This window comes from Leclercia sp. CFBP8987, from assembly GCF_034044995.2.
Classification (GTDB): domain Bacteria; phylum Pseudomonadota; class Gammaproteobacteria; order Enterobacterales; family Enterobacteriaceae; genus Enterobacter; species Enterobacter tamurae.
Genome location: NZ_CM188255.1, coordinates 2768045 through 2794975 on the forward strand (window position 1 = coordinate 2768045; position 26931 = coordinate 2794975).

22 protein-coding genes are annotated in these 26931 nt (G+C 60.8%); 7 read left to right on the forward strand and 15 right to left on the reverse strand.

Annotated elements, in window-relative coordinates; all coding sequences use genetic code 11:
• Window positions 1–47: 47 nt before the first annotated feature.
• Both narX and narL read left to right on the forward strand, forming a co-directional pair.
• Window positions 48–1844 (forward strand): nitrate/nitrite two-component system sensor histidine kinase NarX, encoded by a 1797-nt coding sequence (narX, locus tag SOM40_RS13260; RefSeq protein WP_320530112.1) that lies wholly within the window; start codon window positions 48–50, stop codon window positions 1842–1844.
• The gene (narL, locus tag SOM40_RS13265) at window positions 1837–2487 is read left to right on the forward strand and encodes a two-component system response regulator NarL (protein ID WP_039030700.1); all 651 of its coding nucleotides are present in this window, start codon (window positions 1837–1839) and stop codon (window positions 2485–2487) included. Before narX ends, narL begins: the two co-directional genes overlap by 8 nt.
• A gap of 2 nt (window positions 2488–2489) precedes the next feature.
• Here the strand turns inward: narL and SOM40_RS13270 are convergent, their stop codons facing one another.
• The 7 genes from SOM40_RS13270 to nasR all read right to left on the reverse strand — a co-directional run bounded on the left by SOM40_RS13270 (window position 2490) and on the right by nasR (window position 14876).
• Entirely contained in the window at window positions 2490–3893 is a 1404-nt protein-coding gene (locus SOM40_RS13270) for a YchO/YchP family invasin (RefSeq protein ID WP_320530113.1), read from the reverse strand.
• Between the two features lie 176 nt (window positions 3894–4069).
• The gene (locus tag SOM40_RS13275) at window positions 4070–6580 is read right to left on the reverse strand and encodes a nitrate reductase (protein ID WP_320530114.1); all 2511 of its coding nucleotides are present in this window, start codon (window positions 6578–6580) and stop codon (window positions 4070–4072) included.
• A complete protein-coding gene (nirB, locus tag SOM40_RS13280) occupies window positions 6577–10557 on the reverse strand; it encodes a nitrite reductase large subunit NirB (RefSeq protein ID WP_320530115.1) in 3981 nt (1326 codons plus the stop codon). Before nirB ends, SOM40_RS13275 begins: the two co-directional genes overlap by 4 nt.
• A gap of 11 nt (window positions 10558–10568) precedes the next feature.
• A complete protein-coding gene (locus tag SOM40_RS13285; RefSeq protein ID WP_106993205.1) occupies window positions 10569–11357 on the reverse strand; it encodes an ABC transporter ATP-binding protein in 789 nt (262 codons plus the stop codon).
• 9 nt (window positions 11358–11366) lie between these two features.
• Window positions 11367–12245 (reverse strand): nitrate ABC transporter permease, encoded by an 879-nt coding sequence (gene ntrB, locus SOM40_RS13290; protein ID WP_106993206.1) that lies wholly within the window; start codon window positions 12243–12245, stop codon window positions 11367–11369.
• Window position 12246: 1 nt separating this feature from the next.
• Window positions 12247–13494, reverse strand: coding sequence for a CmpA/NrtA family ABC transporter substrate-binding protein (locus SOM40_RS13295; protein WP_106993207.1), 1248 nt, complete (start codon window positions 13492–13494; stop codon window positions 12247–12249).
• Window positions 13495–13721: 227 nt separating this feature from the next.
• Complete coding sequence (gene nasR / locus SOM40_RS13300; RefSeq protein ID WP_320530116.1) at window positions 13722–14876, reverse strand: nitrate regulatory protein NasR; 1155 nt, start codon at window positions 14874–14876, stop codon at window positions 13722–13724.
• 71 nt (window positions 14877–14947) lie between these two features.
• Between nasR and ychN the strand changes: the two genes are divergently transcribed.
• Both ychN and SOM40_RS13310 read left to right on the forward strand, forming a co-directional pair.
• Window positions 14948–15301 (forward strand): DsrE/F sulfur relay family protein YchN, encoded by a 354-nt coding sequence (ychN, locus tag SOM40_RS13305; RefSeq protein ID WP_166182721.1) that lies wholly within the window; start codon window positions 14948–14950, stop codon window positions 15299–15301.
• Between the two features lie 106 nt (window positions 15302–15407).
• The gene (locus tag SOM40_RS13310) at window positions 15408–17192 is read left to right on the forward strand and encodes a methyl-accepting chemotaxis protein (RefSeq protein WP_320530117.1); all 1785 of its coding nucleotides are present in this window, start codon (window positions 15408–15410) and stop codon (window positions 17190–17192) included.
• 37 nt (window positions 17193–17229) lie between these two features.
• Here SOM40_RS13310 and SOM40_RS13315 read toward each other — a convergent pair whose 3' ends face one another.
• A complete protein-coding gene (locus tag SOM40_RS13315; protein ID WP_106993210.1) occupies window positions 17230–17925 on the reverse strand; it encodes a gamma-glutamylcyclotransferase in 696 nt (231 codons plus the stop codon).
• Between the two features lie 193 nt (window positions 17926–18118).
• Window positions 18119–18349, reverse strand: a complete 231-nt coding sequence (gene chaB / locus SOM40_RS13320; protein WP_166182724.1) for a putative cation transport regulator ChaB — start codon at window positions 18347–18349, stop codon at window positions 18119–18121.
• Between the two features lie 268 nt (window positions 18350–18617).
• Here chaB and chaA point away from each other — a divergent pair, with 268 nt between their 5' ends.
• Window positions 18618–19718 (forward strand): sodium-potassium/proton antiporter ChaA, encoded by a 1101-nt coding sequence (gene chaA, locus SOM40_RS13325; RefSeq protein ID WP_320530118.1) that lies wholly within the window; start codon window positions 18618–18620, stop codon window positions 19716–19718.
• 203 nt (window positions 19719–19921) lie between these two features.
• Here chaA and kdsA read toward each other — a convergent pair whose 3' ends face one another.
• Genes kdsA through hemA form a run of 6 tightly spaced genes read right to left on the reverse strand, consistent with a single transcriptional unit; the run spans window position 19922 to window position 25225 of the window.
• A complete protein-coding gene (gene kdsA / locus SOM40_RS13330; protein WP_106993213.1) occupies window positions 19922–20776 on the reverse strand; it encodes a 3-deoxy-8-phosphooctulonate synthase in 855 nt (284 codons plus the stop codon).
• 35 nt (window positions 20777–20811) lie between these two features.
• Window positions 20812–21621 (reverse strand): invasion regulator SirB1, encoded by an 810-nt coding sequence (sirB1, locus tag SOM40_RS13335; RefSeq protein WP_166182726.1) that lies wholly within the window; start codon window positions 21619–21621, stop codon window positions 20812–20814.
• A gap of 3 nt (window positions 21622–21624) precedes the next feature.
• Window positions 21625–22017, reverse strand: coding sequence for an invasion regulator SirB2 (gene sirB2 / locus SOM40_RS13340; RefSeq protein ID WP_320530119.1), 393 nt, complete (start codon window positions 22015–22017; stop codon window positions 21625–21627).
• Complete coding sequence (gene prmC, locus SOM40_RS13345) at window positions 22014–22844, reverse strand: peptide chain release factor N(5)-glutamine methyltransferase (protein WP_312187639.1); 831 nt, start codon at window positions 22842–22844, stop codon at window positions 22014–22016. The genes sirB2 and prmC overlap by 4 nt, the downstream gene beginning before the upstream one ends.
• Window positions 22844–23926 carry a peptide chain release factor 1 gene (gene prfA, locus SOM40_RS13350; RefSeq protein WP_106993217.1) on the reverse strand — a complete coding sequence of 361 codons (1083 nt, stop codon included), beginning with the start codon at window positions 23924–23926 and terminating at the stop codon, window positions 22844–22846. Before prfA ends, prmC begins: the two co-directional genes overlap by 1 nt.
• Window positions 23927–23968: 42 nt before the next feature.
• The gene (hemA, locus tag SOM40_RS13355) at window positions 23969–25225 is read right to left on the reverse strand and encodes a glutamyl-tRNA reductase (RefSeq protein WP_225758591.1); all 1257 of its coding nucleotides are present in this window, start codon (window positions 25223–25225) and stop codon (window positions 23969–23971) included.
• 210 nt (window positions 25226–25435) lie between these two features.
• Between hemA and lolB the strand changes: the two genes are divergently transcribed.
• Both lolB and ispE read left to right on the forward strand, forming a co-directional pair.
• Window positions 25436–26047, forward strand: a complete 612-nt coding sequence (lolB, locus tag SOM40_RS13360) for a lipoprotein insertase outer membrane protein LolB (protein ID WP_106993219.1) — start codon at window positions 25436–25438, stop codon at window positions 26045–26047.
• Complete coding sequence (gene ispE, locus SOM40_RS13365; protein ID WP_320530120.1) at window positions 26044–26913, forward strand: 4-(cytidine 5'-diphospho)-2-C-methyl-D-erythritol kinase; 870 nt, start codon at window positions 26044–26046, stop codon at window positions 26911–26913. Before lolB ends, ispE begins: the two co-directional genes overlap by 4 nt.
• Window positions 26914–26931: the final 18 nt, after the last annotated feature.

Below are 26931 nucleotides of genomic sequence, written 5' to 3' on the forward strand. Positions count from 1 at the left end.
ATAGAGCCCTTGCCGAGTTCAGGCATTGTCAGGAGCCAGACTACCCTATGTTTAAACGCTGTTTTTCACCGCTGACGCTGGTTAACCAACTGGTGCTGATTGTCATGCTGTCTACCGCAATCGGGGTGGCGGGAATGGCAATTTCCGGCTGGCTGGTGCAGGGCGTTCAGGGCAGCGCGCACGCCATTAACAAAGCCGGTTCGCTGCGCATGCAGAGCTATCGCCTGCTGGCGGCGATCCCGCTGGAAGCCAAAGATCAGGTCCTCCTTGATGAGATGAATGCCACGGCCTTCAGCCCGGTGCTGCAAAGCGCGGCGCAGCACGATGACCAACAGGTGCAGCTGAAAGCCCTGCAGGATTACTGGCAAAACCAGCTGGCGCCGGGCCTGCGGCAGGCACAAAACCCTGACGCGGTCGCCGATGATATCTCCGCTTTTGTTAGCCGGATCGATAATCTGGTCACCGCCTTCGACAGCAGCACCGAACAGCGCATTGCGCGGGTAGTGGTGATGCAGCGGCTGATGGTGCTGTTTATGGCCCTGCTGCTGGTGTTCACCATTATCTGGCTGCGTGCCCGGCTGTTGCATCCCTGGCGACAGCTGCTGGCGGTGGCCCGGGCGGTTACCCAGCGCGATTTTACCCAACGCGCGCACATTAACGGCCGCAATGAGATGGCGATGCTCGGCGAAGCGCTGAACACCATGTCCGGGGAGCTGGCCGAAAGCTATGCAGTGCTGGAGCAGCGGGTGCGGGAAAAAACTGCCGGGCTGGAGCAGAAAAACGAGATCCTCTCCTTCCTCTGGCAGGCCAACCGCCGCCTGCACTCTCAGGTACCGCTGTGCGAGCGGCTCTCGCCGGTGCTTAACGGCCTGCAAAATCTGACCCTGCTGCACGATATTGAGCTGCGGGTGTATGACATGGAAGATGAAGAAAATCACCAGGAATTTACCTGTCAGTCAGATATGAGCTGCGATGAAATCGGCTGCCACCTCTGTCCGCGCAGCCTGCCGCCGCTGACCACCAGCGGCACGACCCTGAAGTGGCGACTGGCGGATAACCTGACCCAGTACGGCATTTTACTGGCCACCCTGCCTGCCGGACGCCACCTTAACCACGATCAGCAGCAGCTGGTGGATACCCTGGTGGAGCAGCTGACCGCCACCCTGGCGCTCGACCGCCACCAGGAAAAACAGCAGCAGCTGATTGTGATGGAAGAGCGCGCCACCATTGCCCGGGAGCTGCACGACTCCATCGCCCAGTCGCTCTCCTGTATGAAGATGCAGGTCAGCTGTCTGCAGATGCAGGACACCGACCTGCCGGAGAGCCACAAACAGCTGTTGAGCCAGATCCGCAACGAGCTGAACACCTCCTGGGTGCAGCTCCGCGAGTTGCTGACCACCTTCCGCCTGCAGCTGACGGAGCCCGGCCTGCGCCCAGCCCTCGAAGCCAGCTGCCAGGAGTTCAGCGCCCGGCTCGGCTTTACCGTCTCGCTGGATTACCAGCTGCCACCGCGGTTTGTCCCCTCTCACCAGGCCATTCATCTGCTGCAGATCGCCCGGGAAGCGTTAAGCAACGCGCTGAAACATTCCGGGGCGACGGCGGTTTCGCTCACCGTCAGTCAACACGACAACCAGGTCAAACTGGTGGTACGCGACAACGGCCGCGGTTTACCAGCCAACGCCGAAAGAAGTAACCACTACGGTCTGATTATTATGCGCGACCGCGCACAAAGTCTGCGTGGAGATTGTCAGGTCCGTCCAGGCGAGTCTGGCGGAACGGACGTCATTGTCACCTTTATTCCCGAAAAGCCTCTTTTCACTGCCCAAGGAGAACACCATGTCTAATCAGGAGCCAGCCACAATCCTGCTGATCGACGACCATCCGATGCTGCGCACCGGCGTAAAACAACTTATCAGCATGGCCTCGGATATCACCGTCGTGGGCGAAGCCAGCAATGGTGAACAGGGCATTGAACTGGCCGAGGCGCTCGATCCTGATTTGATCCTGCTCGACCTGAATATGCCCGGCATGAACGGCCTTGAAACCCTGGACAAGCTGCGCGAGAAATCGCTCTCCGGCCGGGTGGTGGTGTTCAGCGTCTCCAACCATGAAGAGGACGTGGTCACCGCCCTGAAACGCGGCGCCGATGGCTACCTGCTGAAAGACATGGAGCCGGAAGAGCTGCTGAAATCCCTGCAACAGGCGGCGGCCGGTGACATGGTGCTGAGCGAAGCCCTGACGCCAGTGCTGGCGGCCAGCCTACGCGCCAACCGCGCTACCTCTGATCGCGACGTCAGCCAGCTGACCCCGCGCGAGCGCGATATTCTAAAGCTGATTGCTCAGGGGCTGCCGAACAAGATGATCGCTCGTCGCCTGGACATCACCGAAAGCACGGTTAAAGTGCACGTGAAACATATGCTGAAGAAGATGAAGCTAAAATCCCGCGTGGAAGCCGCGGTGTGGGTGCATCAGGAACGCATTTTCTGAGTCTACTCGTCCGGCAGCAGCGTCCAGCGCGGGTCCTCTTCTGGCAGCGCCAGCAGCGGCTGCGTCAGCGCCAGCGTGATCTCATTGGAAGAGACACGCTGCCCGGCTTTATCTTCCACCACCACCGACAGTTTCCAGCGATTGCTCGCCCCCTCGCGGTTATCCCACGCCGGCAGAATAATACTCCAGCCGTCACTGTCACTGGCCTGCGCCGGTGAGGTCAGGCTCAACGCCTGAGTATCCCCCTGCCAGTGCAGCGCACGCACCCCATGTCGGCTGCGAATATCCAGCTTCAGTACCACCGTCTCACCCGGGTGCAGATCCCACGGCGGCGTGGCCAGCCATACCGACAGGGTCTTCAGCTTCCGGAATTCCAGCACCGGCAGGCTCTCGCGTTCCGGCGGATCGTAGCGACTGCCCCGCAGGGAGCGGCTGTCCATCACTTCGCTGGCAGAGAGCTGTTTTTTCAGCGGTACCCCGAAGCGATAGTTGAGCTTCAGGCCGAGGTTATTCTGACTCACCCCGCTCTCCCCCTGCTTGTGCGCGGCGGAGAAGGTCACCAGCGGCACCGGGGTGTAATCCAGCCCCAGATTGACCGCCAGCGGGTTGCGATACCCGGTCCCGGTATGAAACAGATCGACGTTATCACCGTAGTATTGTTCAAAGCTGACGCTGGTATTGAGGTGATGCCAGAACGGCAGCCAGGCTTTGGCGGTGACGTCGTACCCGCGCGCCATGCGCTGCTCCTCTACCGTCGAGCTGTCCCGCCAGCTGGCAAAGGGCTGATAGTAGTTGGCCGACAGCCGCAGGTATTCGCCCCAGGCTTCCGCCCCCAGCCCGGCGCGCTGCAGGTTTTCATCCAGCAGATTGTCGTAAAAGGTGTTGTAACCCAGCAGCCATTTGCCCGCCACCCAGCGCTGGCCGATGCCCGCGTTGCTCACCAGGCCGTCCTCCTGCTGGGTCAGGCCGAGCTGGCTCCAGGTCAGGTAGCGATTGTTATCCTGCCAGGGGATAAACCAGCTGCCCTTGCTGCCGGTGAATTGCCCCTCATCATCCACCAGCAGATCGACGCTGGCGTTGCCCCAGGGAGAGAGCCACGATTCGATGTGCTGATTGACCTCCTGACTGACCGCGTCCCGCACCTGGCTCAGGGCAAACTGCCGGGCCTGCTCCTCGGTGGTCAGGCCGTTGTCGGTCATGCTGGCCTCCCCGAAGGCTTTCGCCATCTCCGCCAGATGCTTCTCACCCTCCCCCGTTTGGGTCGCCATGCCTAAGTCCGGCAGGCTGTCGCCGTTATTATCAAAGGGGTTTTGCGCCTGCTGGATAAAGGAATTCGGGGCACTGTGAACGGCTCCGGGAGTACAGAGGAGGAGGAACAGCCAGCGTAAGCGGGGAGAAACAACCATCACCGTCGTGAAAGGGAGCCTGTGTTGATGAAAACAGAGTTAACACCTTAGCGCGGTTAAGGAAAAATTTCAGCCCTAAGGAAAATTTCAGGAATAACCTGAAGATTGCCGGGTGGCGCTGCGCTTACCCGGCCTACGGGACCGTAGGCCTGATAAGCGTTAGCGCCATCAGGCACTTACACCCGCACGGAAAGCATCTCCTTCAGCTCCGGCACGCAGGAGCCGCAGTTAGTGCCGCAGCGCAGTTTCGCCCCCAGCGCCGCCGCCGAGTCGCACCCTTGTGCAATCGCCGCACGGATCGCGTTTTCGCCAACGCTGAAACAGCTACAGATAATACGCCCGGGATCAACGCGCTCCCCGGGATGTTGCCCGTCCAGCAGAGCGTGACGTTCGGCCAGCTCCACCGGGGCGGTGCGAAACGCCTCTTCAATAAAGGCATGCCCCAGCGTCGGTAATACGCTGCCCTGCCAGAATCCCAGCATCAGCGCCCCGTCATGCCAGGCCAGGAGGCTGCTACGCTCGCCGGTTTGCGCGATTTGCAGCTGCCAGCCCTGCCCGGTGCAGTGTGCCATTAGCCACTCCAGCAGCGGCTTATCCCCCGCCAGGGTCAGGCGCGGCACCCCGGCGGTCGCCTTGCGCCACCAGTGGACGTGCGTCGGCAGAGTCAATTCCTCGCGGCTGTACAGCTCCCCCTGCCAGGCGGGCTGCCAGGGCATCAGCCGCACCGCGGTCTGCTTGCTCTCCGGCTGACCGGAATGGGGATCGCAGCGTCCCTCCACCAGGGCATTAACCTTGCCCTGGCGCGAAAAACAGCTGTTCCAGTGCATCGGGACAAACAGCTCCCCGGCGCGCTGCCCGGCAGCGATCCGCGCCCGGGCCACCATCAGCCCACGCGGGCCGCTGATGCGCGTCAGCTGTCCGTCCTGAACTCCCAGCCGGGCGGCATCCTGCGGGGAAATATCCACCGTCGGCTCATCCCGGTGCTGCATCAGGCGCGGGACATAGCCGGTGCGGGTCATGGTGTGCCACTGATCCCGCAGTCGCCCGCTGTTGAGCATAAAGGGATAGAGCAGATCCGGCGTGGCGCCGTGCGGCTGCGGAGTGACCGGGATAATACGTGCGTGGGTTAACGCCTCAGGATGAATGGGCCACTGCCAGGGAGTCAGATCATCCCACTGCTCGCGGGTCAGGTTTGCCAGTTCAGCGAGGTTAAACGCCCGTTCACCCTGGTTTTCAAACGCCGACAGCCCGGCATGCTCGGTAAAGATGGCGTGGGGATGATCCCATGCAAAGGCCGCGCCGTAGCCTAGCCGCTCCGCCATACGGGCGATGATCCACCAGTCGGGTTTTGCCTCGCCGGGCGCGGGCAGAAAGGCGCGCTGGCGTGAGATACGTCGTTCGGAGTTAGTGACGGTGCCGTTTTTCTCCCCCCAGCCAAGCGCCGGAAAGCGGATGTGGGCGAAGCGGCTGGTATCGGTGTCGCGCATCACTTCCGAGACCAGCACCAGCGGACAGGTGGCCAGGGCCTGACAGACCGCATGGCTGTCCGGGAGTGACACCGCCGGGTTGGTGCCCATGATCCACACCGCTTTCACCTCCCCGCGGGCAATGGCCTCGAACAGCTCCACCGCCATCAGGCCCGGGGTCTGTGCCAGCCGCTCCGTTCCCCAGAAGCGCGCCACCCGGCTGAGATCGTCCGGGGTAAAGTTCATGTGCGCCGCCAGCTGATTCGCCAGACCGCCCACCTCGCGGCCGCCCATGGCATTGGGCTGACCGGTCAGCGAAAACGGCCCGCAGCCTTCGCGGCCAATTTTGCCGCTCGCCAGATGGACGTTAATAATCGCATTGCACTTGTCGCTGCCGCTGGTGGACTGGTTGATCCCCATGGTGTAGAGCGTCACCGCCCGCGGGGCGGCGTTAAACCAGGCGTAAAAGGTGGCGACCTCCTCAGGCGGCAGGTCGCAAAACGCCGCCACCCGCTCGGGCGGCCAGTCGCTGGCCTGCGCAGGATCGATGGCGTTCAGCAGGCCGACAAACAGCCCGGCATCGCTGCCCGGCGCCAGGGCCAGATGCAGGTCGGCAATGTCGCAGGTCGCGGTGCGCCGCGGGTCGATCACCACCACCTTCATCGCCGGGTTAGCGGCGCGAGCCTGCGCCAGCCGCTGCCAGAGCACCGGATGGGTCCAGGCAGCGTTGGAGCCCACCAGCACCACCAGGTCGGTCTGCTCAACGTCGTCGTAGCTGCACGGAACGATGTCCTCCCCGAAGGCGCGCTTGTAGCCCACCACCGCCGAGGACATGCAGAGCCGGGAGTTGGTGTCGATATTGGCCGCGCCGATAAAGCCTTTCATCAGCTTGTTGGCGGCATAGTAATCCTCGGTCAGCAGCTGGCCTGAGGCATAAAAGGCCACCGCCTGCGGCCCGTAGGTGTCGATGATTTCCCGCAGGCGGGTACCCGCCGTTTCCAGCGCCTGCTCCCAGCTCACCGGCTGGTCGTCCACCTCCGGGTGCAGCAGCCGTCCCGCCAGGCCGGTGGTCTCACCTGATGCCGAGCCTTTGACGCACAGCCGGCCGAGGTTGGCCGGATGGCTGTCGTCGCCGCGCACGCTCACCGTGCCATCTTCCACGGTTGCAATGATTCCGCAGCCGACGCCGCAGTAGGGACAGGTCGTTTGGGTTTCACTCATGAGGCCTCCGCACGCATCACCAGCTCTTCGCTGCCCACCAGCACCCGGTCGCAGTCAACCTTCACCGGCCAGGCGCGGACCGCCACTTCGCCGGTATCGACCTGACGCCCGTCGCGCAGACGGATCCGCGTTTTATACAGCGGGGAGATCACCACCGGCTCACCGCCGACATCACCGAGGATACCGCGGGAGAGCACGCTGGCGCTGCCGCCCGGCTCCCGGTCTTCCAGGGCGTAGACCGACTTACCAAAGCGGAACAGCGCGATGGGCTGCTCACCCAGACGGGCACCAATTCCCGCCTCCTCGGGGATCTCCTCCAGGGAACAAACCGCCTGCCAGCGTTTGGTTGCCGCAGGCTGCGCATCGAGGGTGCGGAACTGCGCCAGACGGCCCGGGTCCTGCAGGGTGGTCTGCCATTCGCACTGATACGTGTCCACCACCCGCTGCATCTCCTGCTCCAGCTCGTCGGCAATGCCGAGGCTGTCGTCGATGATCACCTCCCGCAGGTACTCCAGTCCGCCCTCGAGGTTATCCCGCCAGGTGCTGGTGCGCTGCAGGCGATCGGCGGTGCGGATGTAGAACATCAGGAAGCGATCGACGTAGCGCAGGAGCGTGGCGTCATCGAGATCGCTGGCAAACAGATCCGCATGGCGCGGCTTCATCCCGCCGTTGCCGCACAGGTAGAGGTTCCAGCCCTTGTCGGTGGCGATCACCCCCACGTCCTTGCTCTGGGCTTCGGCGCACTCGCGGGTGCAGCCCGATACCGCCATCTTGATCTTGTGCGGGGCGCGCAGCCCTTTGTAGCGGTTCTCCAGCACCACCGCCAGCCCGGTAGAATCCTGCACGCCGTAGCGGCACCAGGTGGAACCGACGCAGGATTTCACCGTGCGCAGGGATTTGCCGTAGGCGTGGCCGGTTTCAAACCCGGCATCAATCAGCTGCTGCCAGATCTCCGGGAGCTGCTCCAGCCGGGCACCAAACAGGTCGATACGCTGCCCGCCGGTGATTTTGCTATACAGCTGATAGCGTTTGGCGATCTGGCCGATGGCGATCAGCCCGTCAGCGGTCACTTCACCCGCGGCCATGCGCGGCACGATAGAATAAGTACCGTCTTTCTGGATGTTGGCAAAGTAGCGGTCGTTGGTGTCCTGCAGCGGCAGATGGGCCGGTTTGAGCAGATATTCGTTCCAGCAGGAGGCCAGCACCGAGCCCACCAGCGGCTTACAGATCTCGCACCCGTGCCCCTGGCCGTAACGACTAATCAGTTGCTCAAAAGTGTGGATACGGTTGACGCGCACCAGGTGGTAGATCTCCTGGCGTGACCAGGCGAAGTGCTCGCAGATATCCTTTTTCACCTCCACGCCCTGGGCTGCCAGCTGGAACTCCATCACCTGTTTTACCAGCGCGCTGCACCCGCCACAGCCAGTGGCCGCTTTGGTGCACTGTTTTACCGCCCCGATGTCGGTGGCACCGTTGCTCACCGCCTGGCAGATATCGCCTTTGCTAACGTTATGGCAGGAGCAGATCTGCGCGATCTCCGGCAGCGCTGCCACCCCCAGCGCTTTCGGGGCGCTGCCTGCCACGGCGGGCAGGATCAGGGTCTCAGGATCCTTCGGCAGGCGGATATCGTTGAGCATCATCTGCACCAGGGTGGCGTATTCGCTGGCATCCCCCACCAGCACCCCGCCGAGCAGGGTTTTATTGTCGGCGCTGACCACGATCTTTTTGTAGATCTGCTGCGGGCCGTGGGTCCACTGGTAACTCTGTGCCCCCGGCGTACGGGCGTGAGCATCGCCAAACGAGGCCACATCCACCCCCAGCAGCTTGAGTTTGGTGCTCATGTCCGCCCCGGTGAAAGCGTTCGCCTCCCCGGCCAGCGCGGCGCTGGCTACCCGCGCCATCTGGTAGCCGGGCGCGACCAGTCCGTAGATTTTACCTTCCCACAAGGCGCACTCCCCGATGGCGAAGATATCCTCGTCGGAGGTGCGGCACTGGTTGTCGATGGCGATCCCGCCCCGCTCGCCCAGCAGCAGATCGCAGCCCCGGGCCAGCGCATCCTGCGGGCGGATCCCGGCGGAAAAGACCACCATGTCGGCGGCCAGCTCGCTGCCGTCGGCAAAGCGCAGCACCTTGCCCGCGTCGGTGTCGGCGATCTCAGTGGTGGCTTTGCTGGTGTGCACCCCCACACCGAGGGCTTCGATTTTGCGCCGCAGCATGGCGGCCCCGTCGTTATCAAGCTGCACCGCCATCAGGTTCGGGGCGAACTCCACCACGTGGGTCTCCAGCCCGAGCTGTTTCAGGGCGTTGGCCGCCTCCAGCCCCAGCAGCCCGCCGCCGATCACCACCCCGGTGCGGGAGCCTTTGGCATGGGCAGCAATCTGGTCCAGATCGTCAAGGGTACGGTAGACAAAGCAGCCCGGCAGCTCGCGCCCCGGCACCGGGGGTACAAACGGATAAGATCCGGTGGCCAGCAACAGTTTGTCCCAGTGGGTCTCGTGCCCGCCTGCGGTGCGCACCACCCGGGCGTCGCGATCGATGGCGACAATCTGCTGGGACAGGCGCAGCTCAATGCCGTTATCGGCAAAGAAATCACCGTTTACCATCGACAGCGAGTCGGCGCTGCGTCCGGCAAAGTATTCCGAGAGATGGACGCGGTCGTAGGCGGCATAGCGCTCTTCACCGAAGACCACAATCTGGTATTGCTGATGCAAACCGCGGTTCACGCAGTCTTCAAGAAAATGGTGGCCGACCATACCGTGCCCAACCACAATCAGAGTAGGTTTTGTCATCGCGTTTTGTCCTGCAACCAGCGGCTGCGTAGTGAATCGATCGAACAGCCAGTCCGCCTGAGCGGGTTCTGACGTTGCCAGTAAATCGGTAAGGGTGGCCGCGCTGCGACACTCCCCCATAAGCAGCACGCCTGCCAGCGTGCCGTTACGAACCAGTAAGCGGCGGTAGTGGCGGGTCAACGGATCCCAGCTGGTCCACACCGCGTCATCCTGTTGCGCGGTGACTTCCCCGACGCTGAACAGCTCCACGCCGGTCACCTTCAGGCGCATACCGTTTTGCTGCGGGGTAAAGGGGGTGACGTTCTCCCCGGCCAGACGGGCGGCAAGGATCTCCGCCTGATCCAGGCACGGAGCCACCAGGCCCCAGGTCTGGCCGTCAATTTCGCAGCACTCGCCGATGGCGCTGATGCCCTCTAAGGCAGCGCGCATCTGGTCATCTACCCGAATGCCGCGCCCGCACGGCACGCCGCTGGTCTGGGCCAGGGCGATGTTGGGCGTCACGCCCGTGGCCAGCACCACCCGCGTGGCGGCTAAAGTGCGACCGTTGCTGAGGGTGGCGCTGTCTGGATTGATGGCCGTCAGGCCTCCGTTCAGCTCGCAGCCGATGCCCCGCTCGCTCAGCGCCTGCTCCAGCAGCAGCCCGGCCTGCTGATCCAGCTGCTGCTCCATCAGCCAGGGGCCTCGATGGACTAAAGTGACGTTGTAACGGTGACGTTGTAACGCCGCGGCGGCTTCTACCCCGAGCACCCCACCCCCTAGCACTATCGCCGGGCCGGGGGTCGCCAGAATGGCGTTGACGTCATCGAGGGTGCGGAAGGTAAAGACATGCGGCAGACCCACGCCGGGGATCGGTGGCACAAAGGGCCGGGACCCGGTGGCAAACACCAGCTCATCCCACCCCATCAGACGTTTATCGGTGCGCAGCATCCGCGCTTCGCACTCTACCGCCAGCACCCGCTCGCCGCTCAGCACCGTGACGCCGCGCGCACGATACCAGGCGTCATCGTGCAGTCGCGTGGCGTTCGCCTCTTTCTCGCCACCCAGCACCGGGGAGAGCTGAATGCGGTTGTAGGCCGGAGCCCGCTCATCACCAATGACGGTGATGACGAAGCGCCCGGGGACGCGGTCGGTCAGCGACTCAATCAGCCGCGTTGCCGCCATTCCGTTTCCAATGATGACCAGGCGCATGGTGGTGCTCCTCAGGCCGCTTTCGGCTGTTTTTCGTAGAGGAAATGGAGGATCTGCTGGCGCATATGGTGATAGCGGCTCTCCTCCGCCAGCTGCACCCGGTTACGCGGGCGCGGCAGGTCGACGCGCAGGATCTCGCCGACGGTCGCCGCCGGGCCGTTGGTCATCATCAGGACCCGATCCGAGAGCAATACCGCCTCGTCGACGTCGTGGGTGATCAGCACGATGGTGGTGTTGAGCTCCTGCTGAATTTTCATCACTGAATCCTGCAGGTGGGCACGGGTCAGGGCATCCAGCGCGCCAAACGGCTCATCCATCAGCAACACTTTCGGCTTCATCGCCAGGGCGCGGGCAATGCCGACCCGCTGCTTCATCCCGCCGGAGATCTCCCCCGGACGCTTGTGGATGGCGTGCCCCATCTGCACCCGCTCGAGATTGTGTTCGATCCACTCCCGGCGCTCGGCCTTGCTCATGCTGCGGCGGAACACCTGATCCACCGCCAGGGCCACGTTGTCGAAGCAGGTGAGCCACGGCAGCAGGGAGTGGTTCTGGAACACCACCGCCCGCTCCGGACCCGGCCCGGCGATCTCGCGGTTGTCGCAGATCAGCCCGCCTTCCGTCGGCAAGGTAATACCGGCGATCAGGTTCAGCAGCGTCGATTTGCCGCAACCGGAGTGGCCGATCAGGCTGACGGTCTCCCCCTCGTGAATATCAAAAGAGACATTCTGCAGCGCCAGAAACTCGCCGCTGGCGGTGGAAAAACGCTGGCTGACGGCCTGGACCTGAATTAATGGTTTCATGTGCGCTCCTTATTTTTCCTGCCAGCTGAAACGGCGGGCGATCAGCATCAGCCCCTGCTCCAGCAGCAAACCCACCACGCCGATAATGACGATGGCGATGAGAATGTTTTCGACGTTGAGGTTGTTCCACTCATTCCAGATCCAGAAGCCGATCCCCAGGCCCCCGGTGAGCATCTCGGCGGCAACGATCACCAGCCAGGCGATGCCGATGGAGAGGCGTACCCCGGTCAGCACCGCAGGCAGCACGGCGGGGAACAGAATGCGGCGCATCACCGTCCACTCGGAGAGTTGCAGGACCCGGGCCACGTTGAGGTAGTCCTCGGGAATACGGCGCACCCCTTCGGCGGTGTTGATGACCATTGGCCAGATCGAGCAGATAAAAATGGTCCAGCTGGAGGCGGGCTCCGCTTTCTGGAACAGCAGCAGGCCAATCGGCAGCCAGGCCAGCGGACTGACCGGGCGCAGGAGCGCGATCAGCGGGTTAAACATGCGGGCCAGAAAGGTAAAGCGACCGATCATAAAGCCGAGCGGGATACCCACCAGTGCCGCCAGGCCAAAGCCAATGGCGACACGCTGCAGCGAGGCCAGCACGTTCCAGCCCACCCCCATATCGTTCGGCCCGTCACGGTAGAACGGGTCGGCAAACAGGGTGATGGCTGAATCCAGCGTGCTGAGCGGGGTCGGGAAGCCTTTGCTGTTGATGGCCGCCAGCTGCCAGGCGATGACCAGTAGCCCCAGACCGAGCAGCGCCGGAATAAGACGTTGCAGCAGGTCGTTGATCCGGCGAGCAAACGCGGGTGTGCGGCGGCGCACCTGCACCGGTGGCAGGGCGATCACTTCTCCGCTGACCGGCGCAGCGGGTGCCGCTTTGGTGTTAACTTTTTTCATATCAGGCCCCTGTACGATGAATGGCAAAACGGTTGGCGTAACCCTTCGGATCGGTGCCGTTCCAGACGGTGCCGTCCATCAGGGTGCTGCTGCGCAGCGGCGAGGATGGCGCGCGAATACCGCCCACTGCGGTGGCGGCGTCCTGCCAGACGTCGGTGCGGTTGATGCGTTGGGCAACGGCGGCGTAGTCCGGGTCGGTTTTCAGCAGCCCCCAGCGGCGGAACTGGGTCAGGAACCACATTCCGTCGGAGTGCCACGGGTAGCTGACTGCCCCGTCCTCAAAGAAGCGGATCGGGTGAGCATCCTGCCAGCGCTGCCCCACCCCGTTGTCGTACTCGCCCAGCATCCGCCCGGTGAGGTACTGCTCTTTGGTGTTAAGCCAGGCGCGGCGGGACAACAGTTGGGCGGTCTCCTGTTTGTTCTGCGGCGAGGCGTCGATCCAGCGCTGGGCCTCCAGCAGGGCACTGACCAGCGCCCGGGCGGTGTTGGGGTGGGCGTCAACCCACTCCTGACGGGTGCCGAGGATCTTCTCCGGGTGTTCCGGCCAGATAGACTGGGAGGTGGCGGCGGTAAAGCCGATGCGATCGTTAATGGCCCGGGCGTTCCACGGCTCGCCGACGCAGAAGCCGACCATATTGCCGATACGCATGTTCATCACCATCTGCGGCGGCGGCACCACCACGGTGCGCACGTCGTCAAAGGGGTTAATGCCCGCACTGGCCAGCCAGTAGTAGAGCCACATGGCGTGGGTGCCGGTGGGAAAGGTATGGGCAAAGGTGTAGGTGCCCGGCGCCTGCTGACCGATCAGCTTCTTCAGACCCTCGACGTCGCGCACGCCCTGTTGGGCCAGATCGCTCGACAGGGTGATCGCCTGGCCGTTCTGGTTGAGGGTCATCAGGTTGGCCATCGGCTTAGGTTTGCCGGCGATACCCAGCTCCAGACCGTACAGCAGGCCATAGAGAATGTGCGCGGCATCCAGCTCCCCGGCCACCAGCTTGTCGCGCACCGCCGCCCAACTGGCCTCTTTGGTGGGCACCAGGGTGAAGCCATATTTTTTATCGAACCCTTTATAGGCCGCGATCGCCAGCGGCGCGCAGTCGGTGAGCGGGATAAAGCCCACGCGCACCGTCTCGAGTTCCGGTTTATCGGAGCCTGCGGCCCATGCAGCCTGCATGACGCCCGGTAACATCAGCGCCCCGCCTGCCAGCGCGCTGGCTTGTAAAAAACGCCGCCTTGTCCATTCCACCATGCTCACTCCTGAAAAAAGCCAAAAAAAAGCGCCCGGCAGTGCCGAAGCACTGCAGGACGCCTTTATCCTGAAGACCGTCGCACCGCCGTTGGCGCGTCGTCTCAAATTGTTAATTCAGTAATGCAAAGGGGATGCCAGCTTTTAACCTCTTAGAATCCGGGCATTTTATGTCCACGGACAGGGGGAACGCACCTCAACCATGCAACCGTTGCCCAGCGGGAGTGCATCTACTGTTGCCAGAGCGCCTTCACCGTCAGCAGCGCCCGGGCGATATCCACCATCCGCTGGTTCTTGTCCATCGCCATCTTGCGCAGCTGGCACCAGGCCTGCTCCTCGCTCATCTGCTGATGGGTCATCAGCACGCTTTTGGCCTTATCGATCACCTTGCGCTCCTCCAGGGTATCGCGCATTGAGGCGAGCTGGCGGGAGAGCTGTTCGATCTCCCGCGCCTGCTGGCGCACCAGCGGCAGGAGCGGTTTTTGCGGATAGAGAGACAGCGGCTCCTGCGACGGCGGCTCCTCAGGTAAATCCTCATCGGCCTGGCCAATCAGGGCCTCCACCGCCAGCATCAGATCGGCAATCTGCATCTCTTCGAGGCCGCGCAGATGTTCCAGACGTTCGGTCTGCAATGAGAACCAGTGCAGCGCCAGCACGCCCTTATCCGCTGCAGGCTGCCGGGTGCAGGCCAGGCGGCGCAGCTGTTCGGTTTCGGCCCCCGGCACGCTGAGGCTGAAATGGTCATGCAGGCTGGCAGGCGTCAGAGAGAGAAAGATCTCGAAGCAGGCCTGCTGGCCGTCGATACGATCCACCAGGGTCTGGCGCATCTCCTCGCTGAAAAAGCCCTGGGTAAAGCCTATCGCCCCCAGCGCCCGCTCCTGGCCGACCAGCTCTTTGCCCTGCATCAGGCTGTAAAGGGCAACAAACCTGCCGGCGAGTTGCGGATCGTCAATGCTGTCATTGAGCTGGGGTACGATACTGAGCAGGTTGCGCAGGGTGCGGCTGTAGCGCTCCATCGCCACATCGGCGGGCAGCGCGCAGGCGGTAATCGCCTCGCGCAGGGCGGGAAGTTGCTCCAGGCTCTGCAGGGCATTCCCTACCCGCTCACTGAGGGCACCGCTGGCCATCAGCGGCGTACCCAGAGCCTGGTGCAGCGCCCGGAGATGCTCGTCCACCAGCGCGCGGCTGGCTTTACACTCCAGGGCATACAGCGTGCCCTGAGAACAGAGCCAGATGTTGGAAGCCCCGCGCTCGCACTGTAGCATGTGCGCAAGATGGCTGATCCGGCTGACAAGCTGGCCCAACTGCGCCAGTTTGCACAGCTGCTGTTTACGCATTAGTCGGGCGTGCTGAAACCATTCGGTGGCACCGGTGATGTTAGTCATGCTTCCTCTCCCGGGTCAGTGTTTGACTGAGAGAAGCAATTTTCATGCCTTTTTACCTTTCAGGAGTCAAGATGCAGAAGATCGTGATAGTCGCCAACGGTGCGGCCTATGGCAGTGAATCCCTGTTTAACAGCCTGCGGCTGGCGATCGCCTTACGCGAGCAGGAGAGCGACCTGGATCTGCGCCTGTTTTTAATGTCCGACGCGGTGACCGCCGGGCTGCGTGGCCAGAAGCCTGCCGAGGGGTATAACATTCAGCAGATGCTGGAGATCCTGACCGCGCAAAACGTGCCGGTGAAACTGTGCAAGACCTGCACCGACGGCCGCGGCATCAGCGCCCTGCCGCTGATTGACGGGGTGGAAATCGGCACTCTGGTGGAGCTGGCGCAGTGGACGTTATCCGCGGATAAACTATTAACTTTCTAATAATGCTTTAACTGAAATATTTTTTTCTTATGAGCGCGGTTCCAGCATCAAGTTTGCCTGCCCGATGCCGATAGGCTACTTACAACAACACAGCAGGTATTACATTATGTTCAGGTCAATTCGCGCTCGTATTATTGCGGCGACGGTCGGATGTCTGATCGCCGCGCTCCTTCTGAATACCGTGATTAATTTCCAGGTCACGCGCCAGGACAATCAACAATCGCAACGCGATATGCTGGCCAGCACCAGCGCCAGCCATAGCCTGGCCATCGCCGACTGGGTTAACAGCAAAACCACTATTATTAACTCCCTGCAGAGCGTCGCCCTGAGCGACGATCCGGTGCCCATGTTCAAACAGCTGGCGCAGGCGGGCGGGTTTATCAACGTCTATGTCGGCTATGCCAGCAAAACCGCGAAGTTCTCCAATCCGGACGGCGTGCCTGCCGACTACGATCCGACTATCCGCCCGTGGTATCAGCAGGCGGTGAAAGAAGATCGGGCTATCGTCACGGCCCCTTATGTCGATACCGGCACTAAGAAGCTGGTGGTCACTTTTGCGGTGCCGGTGAAAGAGAACGGCGAGCTGAAAGGCGTGCTGGCGGGTGACGTGGCGATGGACAGCGTGATCGCCAACGTGCGCGGCATTCGTCCGACCCCAGCCAGCAGCGGGCTGTTGATTGACAGCGACGGGACGGTGATCGCCGCCAACGACCCTGCCCTGACCCTGAAAGCCTTCACCGATGTCATTACCGGCGTCGATCTGAATGCACTCAAGAGCGGCAAGAACGCCGAAGGCCAGTTTAACGACGCGAGCAAAACCTTTGCCGCCACCCCGATTGCCGGAACCCAGTGGCAGCTGGTCGTTGCTCTCGACAGCGATGATGCCACCTCCGGGATGCGCACCCTGCTGAAAGCTTCTTCCCTGTCGCTGGTGATCCTGGTCCTGCTCAGCGCCGTGGTGGTGCATGTCGTGATTGCCCGTCTGCTGAAGCGCCTGTCGGATATTCGCGATGCGATGCACGCCATCGCCAACGGCACCAACGATCTCTCCCAGCGTCTGCCGGAGAAAGGCGAGGATGAGGTGGCGCAGATCGCCCATGCCTTTAATGCCTTCAGCGACAAACTTTCGGTGGTGATGGTGCAACTGCGTGACGCCAGCGCCTCGGTGAAAAACGCCGCCCAGGAGATTGCCGCCGGGAACCAGGATCTCTCTGGCCGTACCGAGCGGGCCGCCTCCAGCCTGCGTGAAACCGCCAGCGCCGTGGAGCAGATCACCGCCTCCGTCGCCCAGTCGACCGAATCGGCCGCCATCGCTAACGAGCAGGCGGGTAAAGCCTCCGAGGCTGCCACCCGCGGCGGGAGCGTGGTCTCCCGGGCGATCACCACCATGCAGTCCATCGAAGCCGCCTCGACCAAAATTGGCGATATCACCAGTGTGATCGACGGCATCGCCTTCCAGACCAATATTCTGGCCCTCAACGCGGCGGTTGAAGCGGCGCGCGCAGGCGAACAGGGTCGTGGCTTTGCGGTTGTCGCAGGGGAAGTGCGCAGCCTCGCCAGCCGCAGCGCCCAGGCGGCAAAAGAGATCAAAAGCCTGATCGACTCCACCACCGACAGCGTGGCGACCGGTTCACGCTATGTGCACCTGGCCGGACAGAGTATGGATGAGATTGTCACCAGCATCGGCAGCATGTCGGGGATCATGCGGGAGATCACCGTCGCCACCAGCGAGCAGATGAAAGGTATTCAGGAGATTAACCGGGCGGTGACCCACCTCGACAGCATGGTGCAGCAGAACGCCGAACTGGTGGTAGAGTCGGCCGCCGCGGCCAGCGCCCTGCAGGGTCAGGCAGGCGAGCTGGCTGAAACCGCCGGACATTTCCGCATTTAATGTTAACCCGGTGTCCACAAGGCCACCGGGCGTTTTTTCAGGCGAAGCTCGCACTCATCGGACTGTCGGGCTGGCTGCCGTCGAGCAAGGCCCGAACGCGCGATACCAGTTCATTCAGACAATCATCCCGCATACCCAGTCGCGTCAGCTCCTGGTCGAGGGAGAAGAGATACTGTGCATTGGTGCCGAGCGGACCGCTGGCCGCGGCAATCAGCGGGGCAATAACCTGTGCCCGGGTGTCGGCTTCAAACAGCGGATGGCGCGGGTCCATAATAAACACCAGCGCATTAACGGTGCGTCCGTCATCAAGTTCCAGCTTGCACCAGCTCGGCATATAGCAGCCAGTGATCATCTCCCGCTTCCACAGCAGGGCCAGCTCCTCTTCCAGCGTCGCATCCGGCAGGCGATAGGCCACGCCGGTGGTGCGCCCGCCCTCTTTCAGTGCAAGCATTCGACCTGGCTGGCAGGCGCTGCCGCGACCGGCGGTGAGGCGCAGACAGAATGCGCGGTGCCAGCCCGGCAGGGTGCCGGTGGCCGATTCGACAAACTCCAGCGCCGGGTTCCACATCAGGGAACCGTAGCCGAAGAGCCACACCGGACCGGTGTCCGGGCGACAGGCCAGCGTTGCCGCCAGCGATGCCGCACGCTGTTCGGCTGACCACAGCAGCGATTCTTCAATCGCACCGAAAGCCGTTTTACAGTCAGCCTTCATAAGAAAATCACGCGTTAACATATTGCACCTCCGCCACTGCCTGCTTCCCTGCGCACACTTTTATGAACCTTCCGGGTCTTTTTACTGCTCAATTAGAAAGCAGTACCGTGACGATATGCAATAAACTCGCCGGGTGCAATACAGCGATAGCGCAACCGCCACAAAAGTCAAAGCGCAGGGTGCAAACTAATAAACACAGGCAATCAGGCTGGCGCTATTTCTTCTTGTGCCACTTATCATCATCACCTTTCTCGTAGTCATTCTTCACTGCCGCCCAGGCCACGCGGTGCGCGGTCTCCTCCCGACTGGCGTCCCCCCGGCGGTCCTCTTCATCCTTGTACTGATCCCAGGCGCTGTTGAAGGCTTCTTTATAAATATCCTGAGCATGTGCCGGCAGTACATGCTTAACGTTGTCCGGTAAATCGCTTTTCGATTTGTATGGCATGTCAAACCCCTCTTTTTAATCAATTAATAAGTGTGGTCGACAATGGCTGAGGCTTCCAGTCAAATTGATAATCGGATAATTATTTTCCTTAATTAGCTGTTATTAAGACTATATTTAATAAAAATGTCTTATTATGGCAATCTCAGCACATAATGACTTCATACCGTAAAATTAGGTAAAAGATAACTAAGATTTAACAGTAATCTGTTAATTTAACGTCCTCTTTTTCTGTCTACAATTATAAGCACCTGCAACTCTGGAGAATTACATGACAACCGCACTCGAGACGGTGAAAACCCGTCATAAGGAGACGTCTCTCATTTTCCCGGTGCTGGCCCTGGCCGTGCTGCTCTTCTGGGGAAGTAGTCAGTCACTGCCAGTGGTCATCGGCATCAATATGTTGGCACTTGTTGGTATTCTGAGCAGCGCCTTCAGCGTTGTCCGTCACGCCGACGTGCTGGCCCACCGGCTGGGAGAGCCCTACGGCTCGCTGATTTTAAGTCTTTCCGTCGTTATTCTCGAAGTAAGCCTCATTTCCGCCCTGATGGCGACCGGTGACGCGGCGCCGACCCTGATGCGCGATACGCTCTACTCCATCATTATGATTGTTACCGGGGGGCTGGTTGGCTTCTCACTGCTGCTGGGCGGGCGCAAATTCGCAACCCAGTACCTGAACCTGTTTGGTATTAAGCAGTATCTGATCGCCCTCTTCCCGCTGGCGATTATCGTGCTGGTGTTTCCGATGGCGCTGCCGGGCGGCAACTTTACAACCGGGCAGGCTCTGCTGGTGGCATTGATCTCAGCGGCGATGTACGGCGTGTTCCTGCTGATCCAGACCAAAACGCACCAGAGCCTGTTCGTGTATGAGCATGAAGATGAGAGCGACGACGATGACCCGCATCACGGCAAGCCCTCTGCCCACAGCAGCCTGTGGCACACTATCTGGCTGGTCGTGCATCTGATTGCGGTTATCGCCGTCACCAAGATGAATGCGAACCCGCTGGAAACGCTGCTGACCGAGCTGAACGCGCCGGTGGCCTTTACCGGCTTCCTGGTCGCGCTGTTAATCCTCTCCCCTGAAGGGTTGGGGGCGCTGCGTGCGGTGCTGAACAATCAGGTACAGCGCGCGATGAACCTGTTCTTTGGTTCGGTACTGGCGACCATCTCCCTGACCGTTCCGGTGGTAACGCTGATTGCCTTCCTGACCGGGAACGATCTGCATTTCAGCCTGGGCGCGCCAGAGATGATTGTGATGGTAGCGTCGCTGCTGCTGTGCCAGATCTCGTTCTCCACCGGCCGCACCAATGTGCTTAACGGCGCAGCGCATATGGCATTGTTTGCAGCCTATCTGATGACGATATTTGCGTGATGCCCTCACCCCGCCCCTCTCCCACAGGGAGAGGGAGAAAATCGTCCCCGTAGGCCCGCGCAAGCGCAGCGCCGCCGGGCATTACACTGTGCGGCCTGATGCCCTCACCCCAGCCCTCTCCCACAGGGAGAGGGAGAACACATAAAAAAAGGCAACTTACGTTGCCTTTTTGTTTTATTTCGCGGGTTTTTTCATTGTCTGGATTAGTTGGACGTATCCAACTCTTCAAAGTTCTTAACCAGATCGTCAATCGCTTTGATCTGCTTCAGGAACGGCTCCAGCTTGTCCAGCGGCAGCGCGGACGGGCCGTCGCATTTCGCGTTGGCTGGATCCGGGTGCGCTTCGATAAACAGGCCTGCCAGACCGGTTGCCATACCGGCGCGCGCCAGTTCGGTAACCTGACCACGACGGCCGCTGGAGGCTGCACCAAACGGGTCGCGGCACTGCAGGGCGTGGGTCACGTCGAAGATCACCGGCGACTGGTTAGAGACGTTCTTCATCACGCTGAAGCCCAGCATGTCCACAACCAGGTTGTCGTAACCGAAGTTAGCGCCACGGTCGCACAGGATCACCTGGTCGTTACCGCCTTCGATAAACTTATCAACGATGTTCCCCATCTGGCCAGGGCTCACGAACTGCGGTTTTTTCACGTTGATAACGGCACCGGTTTTCGCCATCGCTTCGACCAGGTCAGTCTGACGGGCAAGGAACGCGGGCAGCTGGATCACGTCAACCACGTCGGCCACAGGCTGCGCCTGGCTGGCTTCATGGACGTCGGTGATCACTTTCACGCCAAAGGTCTGCTTCAGCTCCTGGAAAATCTTCATCCCCTCTTCCAGGCCCGGGCCACGGTAAGAGTGAATAGAGGAGCGGTTGGCTTTGTCAAAAGAGGCTTTAAACACGTACGGGATGCCCAGCTTCTGGGTCACGGTCACGTAGTGTTCGCAGATACGCATCGCGAGATCGCGGGATTCCAGAACGTTCATGCCGCCGAACAGCACGAACGGCAGGTCGTTCGCCACGTTGATATCGCCAATGCTAACCACTTTTTGTTTCATAGAATCGCCTTATTCAGGGTGAATCGGAGTTAAGATTAATGCAGTGTAATCTGTTTATGCGCGATGGAATTAATCTGCGCGCGAATCATCTCGCTGATCGGATCTTCCGGGCACTGCTCAACGAAATAACTCAAATCAGTCAGCGCGACGTGGTCGCACTCGAGCTGGACGTAGATCAGACCACGGTCGCGGATCTCATACGGATCTTCCGGGTTAAACTGCAGCAGCACCTCGCTGGCACGCAGCGCCAGTTCCATCTGCCGCTCTTCCATCAGCGCCGATTTTAAGGTGTCCAGCAGCTTGCGCACCACTTCAGCGTTATCCGCTTCGTCCAGATCTTCGTTGTAGAGCTCTGCCATCGGGCTGATGTTGCCCTTCAGCCAGACATCCAGCGTATGATCGTCGAGGGTTTCGCCATTGAACGGGTTGATTAACCACATTTCGCCGTCAAGCCACTCGGCACGCAGCAGCATCTGCGTCGGGAAGATGACCGGCACCAGCGGAATATCCAGGCGGTGCGCCACCCATAATAAAATGGCCCCCAGGGAGACAGCGCTACCCTGACGGTTTTTCAGTACCTGATCGAGCCACAGCGCATCGGAGAGTCGATACACGCCACGCGTATCGCAAAAGCCCCATTCGCCGTAGAACAGCTCAATCAGTTTCTCCAGTTGCCAGTCCTGCGGGCGCGCCTGACTTATCTCTTCACGCGCCAGACTCACCAGGTTCTCCAGCTCGTCGTAGACATATTGTGAAATGAAATCATCGCGGATCATCTCTGATACTTTGATCATTCCATCGCACAACGGCACTTTGTTAAATTCGAAATCGGCCAAGGACTCCATGACTTACCCCAGTAACGGTATTCTTGTGGTGGCGAGTTTAATGATGATGTACAGCACCACCAGCCCCAGCAGAAAGGCGATAAACCCCACCTGCTGGCTGCGCGGACGATGACGCCCCAGCGCAATAAAACCCAAAACGATGTAGATGATAACGCCAAACAGCTTCTCAGTCAGCCATGCACCGTCATCGGTGAACGGCAGATAACCCGTTACCCACATCAACCCCGCGCCCGACACAAAGAGTACGGTGTCAATGCAGTGCGGCAGCACCCGCACCCAGCGGGCGTTGATCAGCTGATTATTGCTGTAACGCCACCAGTAACGCAGCGCGAAAAAGCTGATGGTGAGGGTGACGGCGGCCAGATGCAAGGTAATCAGCACAGAGAAGCTGTTCATGGCCGTTTGCCCAGGGTCAGACGCTCATTGCCGCCATAGTCGCGACAGGTTGCAACCTGGTCAAAACCGGCCTGCAGTAAGAGCGCACGCACCGCCTCGCCCTGGGTCCAGCCGTGCTCCAGCAACAGCCAGCCGCCGCTCACCAGGTGCTGGCGAGACTGAGTAATGATATGGCTGAGATCGGCCAGGCCCTGATCGCCAGCAACCAGGGCGCTGCGCGGTTCGAAGCGCACATCGCCTTCGGCAAGATGCGGATCGGCTTCATCAATGTAGGGCGGGTTGCTGACGATCATCTCAAACTGCCGATCGCCGAGGGCGGTGAACCAGCTGCTGTGCAGCACCGTGACGTTAGGCAGCGCCAGACGCGCAAGATTGCGCTGTGCCAGCGCCACCGCATCGGGCATGACATCCACGGCGGTAACCTGACAATCCGGACGCTCACTGGCCAGCGCCAGGGCAATGGCCCCGGTGCCGGTACCTAAATCGAGAAGGCGCGCGGGCGTGGCGGGCAGTCTCGCCAGGGCCTGCTCCACCAGACACTCGGTGTCGGGACGGGGGATCAGAGTAGCCGCCGAGACATACAGCGGCAGCGACCAGAACTCACGCTCCCCCACCAGGTGCGCCACCGGCTCGCCGGTCTTGCGGCGGGCCAGGAGTTGGTCAAGCTGAGCCTGCTGGTCGGCAGTGAGCTCGGTTTCACCAAAGGCGAGAATCCAGGTGCGCGCTTTGCCCGTCACATGCTCCAGCAGGATCTCCGCATCACGACGGGGGCTTTCGCCTCCCGCCAGTGCGCTAATCGCCTGCTGTAGCCAGTGCTGAAAATCCATTAATCCTGCTCTGCCAGCGCCGCCAGCTGATCGGCCTGGTACTCCTGCACGATAGGTTCGATCAGGGAGTCCAGCTTGCCCTCCATGGTCTCATCCAGACGGTAAAGGGTCAGGTTGATGCGGTGATCGGTGACGCGGCCCTGCGGGAAGTTATAGGTGCGGTTGCGATCGCTGCGATCGCCGCTGCCCAGCAGGTTGCGACGGGTGGAGGCTTCGGCCTGCTGGCGTTTGGCCATTTCCGCGGCGTGAATACGCGCCCCGAGCACCGACAATGCTTTGGCTTTGTTTTTGTGCTGGGAACGTTCGTCCTGGCACTCAACCACAATGCCGGTTGGCAGGTGGGTAATACGGATCGCGGAGTCGGTGGTGTTAACGTGCTGACCGCCCGCGCCGGAGGAGCGGAAGGTATCGATACGCAGATCTGCCGGGTTGATGTCCGGCAGTTCGGCTTCCGGCAGCTCGGGCATCACCGCCACGGTGCAGGCGGAGGTGTGAATACGCCCCTGAGATTCAGTGGCCGGGACGCGCTGCACGCGATGGCCGCCGGATTCAAACTTCAGACGACCGTATACCCCGTCACCGCTGATTTTGGCGATCACTTCTTTATAGCCGCCATGTTCGCCTTCGTTGGCGCTCATGATCTCCACGCGCCAGCGGCGGGATTCGGCATAGCGGCTGTACATGCGGAACAGATCCCCGGCAAACAGGGCCGCTTCGTCCCCGCCGGTCCCGGCGCGAACTTCGACAAAGGCGTTGCGTTCATCGTCCGGATCTTTTGGCAGCAGCAGCACCTGCAGCTGTTGCTCCATCTCTTCCGCGCGGACTTTGGCATCCTGCAACTCTTCCTGCGCCATCTCGCGCATTTCCGGGTCGTCGAGCATCATCTGCGCGGTTTCAATATCTTCCTGAACCTGTTGCCAGTCGGTAAAGCATTTTGAAACATCACTTAATTGCGCATACTCGCGCGAAAGAGCGCGAAAACGTTCCTGGTCGGCAATGGTTGCGGCATCGCCGAGCAGCGCCTGAACTTCTTCATGGCGCTCGTGCAATGCTTCCAGTTTGGCGACGATAGAGGGCTTCATAGGCGTAAGTGCACCTTATAATAATAAAATGGGTATGGCGCGCTATTCCAGCCCGAGGCTGTCGCGCAGAATGTTCAGGCGTTCGTCGTCCCCGTCACGGGCGGCCTGTTGAAGTGATTTGGTTGGGGCATGGATCAGGCGATTGGTCAGTTTCCATGCCAGTTCCTGCATGATGACCTGCGGATCGCCGCCCTGCTCAAGGGCCGCCATCGCTTTGGCAGTCAGTTCATTTCGGACCTGTTCCGCCTGACCGCGGTACTCGCGAATGGTCTCGCTGACGCTTTGCGCGCGCAGCCAGGCCATAAATTCGCTGGTTTCCTGCTCGACTATCGTCTCCGCCTGCACCGCTGCCGCTTTACGCTGGGCAAGGTTGTGCGAAATGATGCTTTGCAGGTCATCCACGCTGTACAGATAGGCGTTCGCCAGTTTGCCGACGTCAGGCTCGACATCACGCGGAACGGCGATGTCCACCAGCAGCATCGGCTGATTACGGCGGGATTTCAGGGCGCGCTCCACCATGCCTTTGCCGATGATTGGCAGCGGGCTGGCGGTAGAGCTGATGATGATATCCGCTTCGCTCAGACGGGCGTCGATGTCGCTGAGGGCAATCACTTCCGCCCCCACTTCATCTGCCAGCACCTGGGCGCGTTCACGGGTACGGTTGGCGATCATCATCTTTTTGACTTTGTGTTCGCGCAGATGGCGCGCCACCAGCTCGATGGTTTCGCCCGCGCCCACCAGCAGTACCGAGACCGTGGAGAGCGATTCAAAGATTTGTCGCGCCAGGGTACAGGCAGCGAAAGCAACCGAAACGGCACTGGCGCCAATGTCGGTTTCGGTTCGCACTCGCTTGGCGACGGAGAAGGATTTCTGGAACATACGTTCCAGCTCGCTGGCCTTGAGGTGGCCTTTTTGCGAATCGGCAAAGGCTTTTTTCACCTGGCCGAGGATCTGCGGCTCGCCCAGCACCAGCGAATCAAGACCGCTGGCCACGCGCATCAGATGGCTGACCGCATCGTTATCCTGATGCCAGTACAGGCTGTTGCGCAGCTCGTCTTCGTTCAGATTGTGGTATTCGCATAACCAGCGGACCAGCGCTTCATGCAGGTTGTCCTGCTCTTCAACGCTGAGATAGAGCTCAGTACGGTTGCACGTTGACAACACCACGCCCCCCTGCACCATCGGCTGGGCAAGCAGACTTTCCAGCGCCTGGTCGAGCGTGTCCGGCGAAAACGTCACACGTTCTCGCAGTGATACCGGGGCTGTTTTGTGGTTAATACCGAGTGCTAAAAGGGTCATATGAGCGGGAGTAGTACCAGCGTTAATAAGGTTAGCAGGCCGCATCATACAGGATGCGCGAGATCAATAAAAGAGACCGCCCCCTTTCGGAGTAATAGGTGCCCCACGCTAATTTCATGATTTAAGACAATATGAGCGTAGACGCTGCGGCATGCGGGCGCTAGCATTAAGCGATATAACTGCCACGTATCTCAAGGATTTGCCATCATTATGACCAGACTGATTCGCCTGCTGCCCCTGGCCGCGCTGGTGCTGACCGCATGTTCCATTACGCCGCCTAAAGGGCCGGGCAAAAGCCCCGATTCGCCACAGTGGCGCCAGCACCAGCAAGAGGTGCGTGCATTAAACCAGTATCAAACCCGCGGCGCCTTTGCTTATCTGTCGGATCAGCAGAAAGTGTACGCCCGCTTCTTCTGGCAGCAGACCGGCCAGGATCGCTACCGCCTGCTGCTGCTTAACCCGCTTGGCAGCACGGAAATGGAACTGATTGCCCAGCCTGGCAGCGCACAAGTTACCGACAATAAAGGCAAGAAATACACCGGCACCGATGCCGAAGAGATGATCGGCAAGCTGACCGGGATGCCTATTCCAATCACCAGCCTGCGTCAGTGGATCCTCGGCCTGCCGGGTGACGCCACAGACTATAAACTCGATGACCAGTATCGCCTCAGCGAAGTGAACTACAGCCAGAACGGTAAAAGCTGGAAAGTGGTCTACGGCGGCTACGACAGCAACAGCAAACCGGCCCTGCCATCCAGCCTGGAGCTGACCGAAGGCAGCCAGCGCATTAAGCTGAAGATGGATAACTGGATTGTCAAATGATGACCCACTGGCCTTCGCCCGCGAAACTGAACCTGTTTTTATACATCACCGGCCAGCGTGCTGACGGGTATCACACTCTGCAGACGCTGTTTCAGTTTGTTGACTACGGCGACACGATTTCCATTGAACTGCGCGATGACGGGCAGATCCGTCTCCTGACGCCGGTCGAAGGCGTGGCCGATGAGGATAACCTGATCGTGCGCGCCGCTCGTCTGCTGATGAGCACTGCAGAACGCTCCGGGCGTCTGCCGGCGGGCAGCGGCGCGGATATCAGCGTGGAAAAACGTTTGCCTATGGGCGGCGGGCTCGGCGGCGGGTCGTCTAACGCTGCTACCGTGCTGGTGGTATTGAACCATCTGTGGGGCTGCGATCTTACGGTGGATGAGCTGGCCGCGCTCGGGCTGACGCTCGGGGCCGACGTGCCGGTGTTTGTCCGCGGACATGCAGCTTTTGCTGAAGGGGTGGGCGAGATCCTCTCTCCGGTCGAACCCGCAGAAAAATGGTATCTGGTGGCCCACCCGGGCGTCAGTATTCCGACCCCGGTTATCTTTAAAGATCCGGACCTTCCGCGCGATACCCCAATAAGGTCAATAGAAACGTTATTAAACTGTGAATTCAGCAACGATTGCGAGGTTATCGCAAGAAAACGTTTTCGCGAGGTTGATGTCGCGCTTTCCTGGCTGTTAGAATACGCGCCGTCGCGCCTGACTGGCACAGGGGCCTGTGTCTTTGCTGAATTTGATACGGAATCCGCTGCACGTCAGGTGCTCGAGCTGGCTCCAGAGTGGCTGCATGGTTTCGTAGCGCGTGGTATGAACGTCTCCCCGCTGCAGCAGGCCATTCTGGCGCAACCTGAGTTTCGGTGACAACGTCACCCTGTTCCA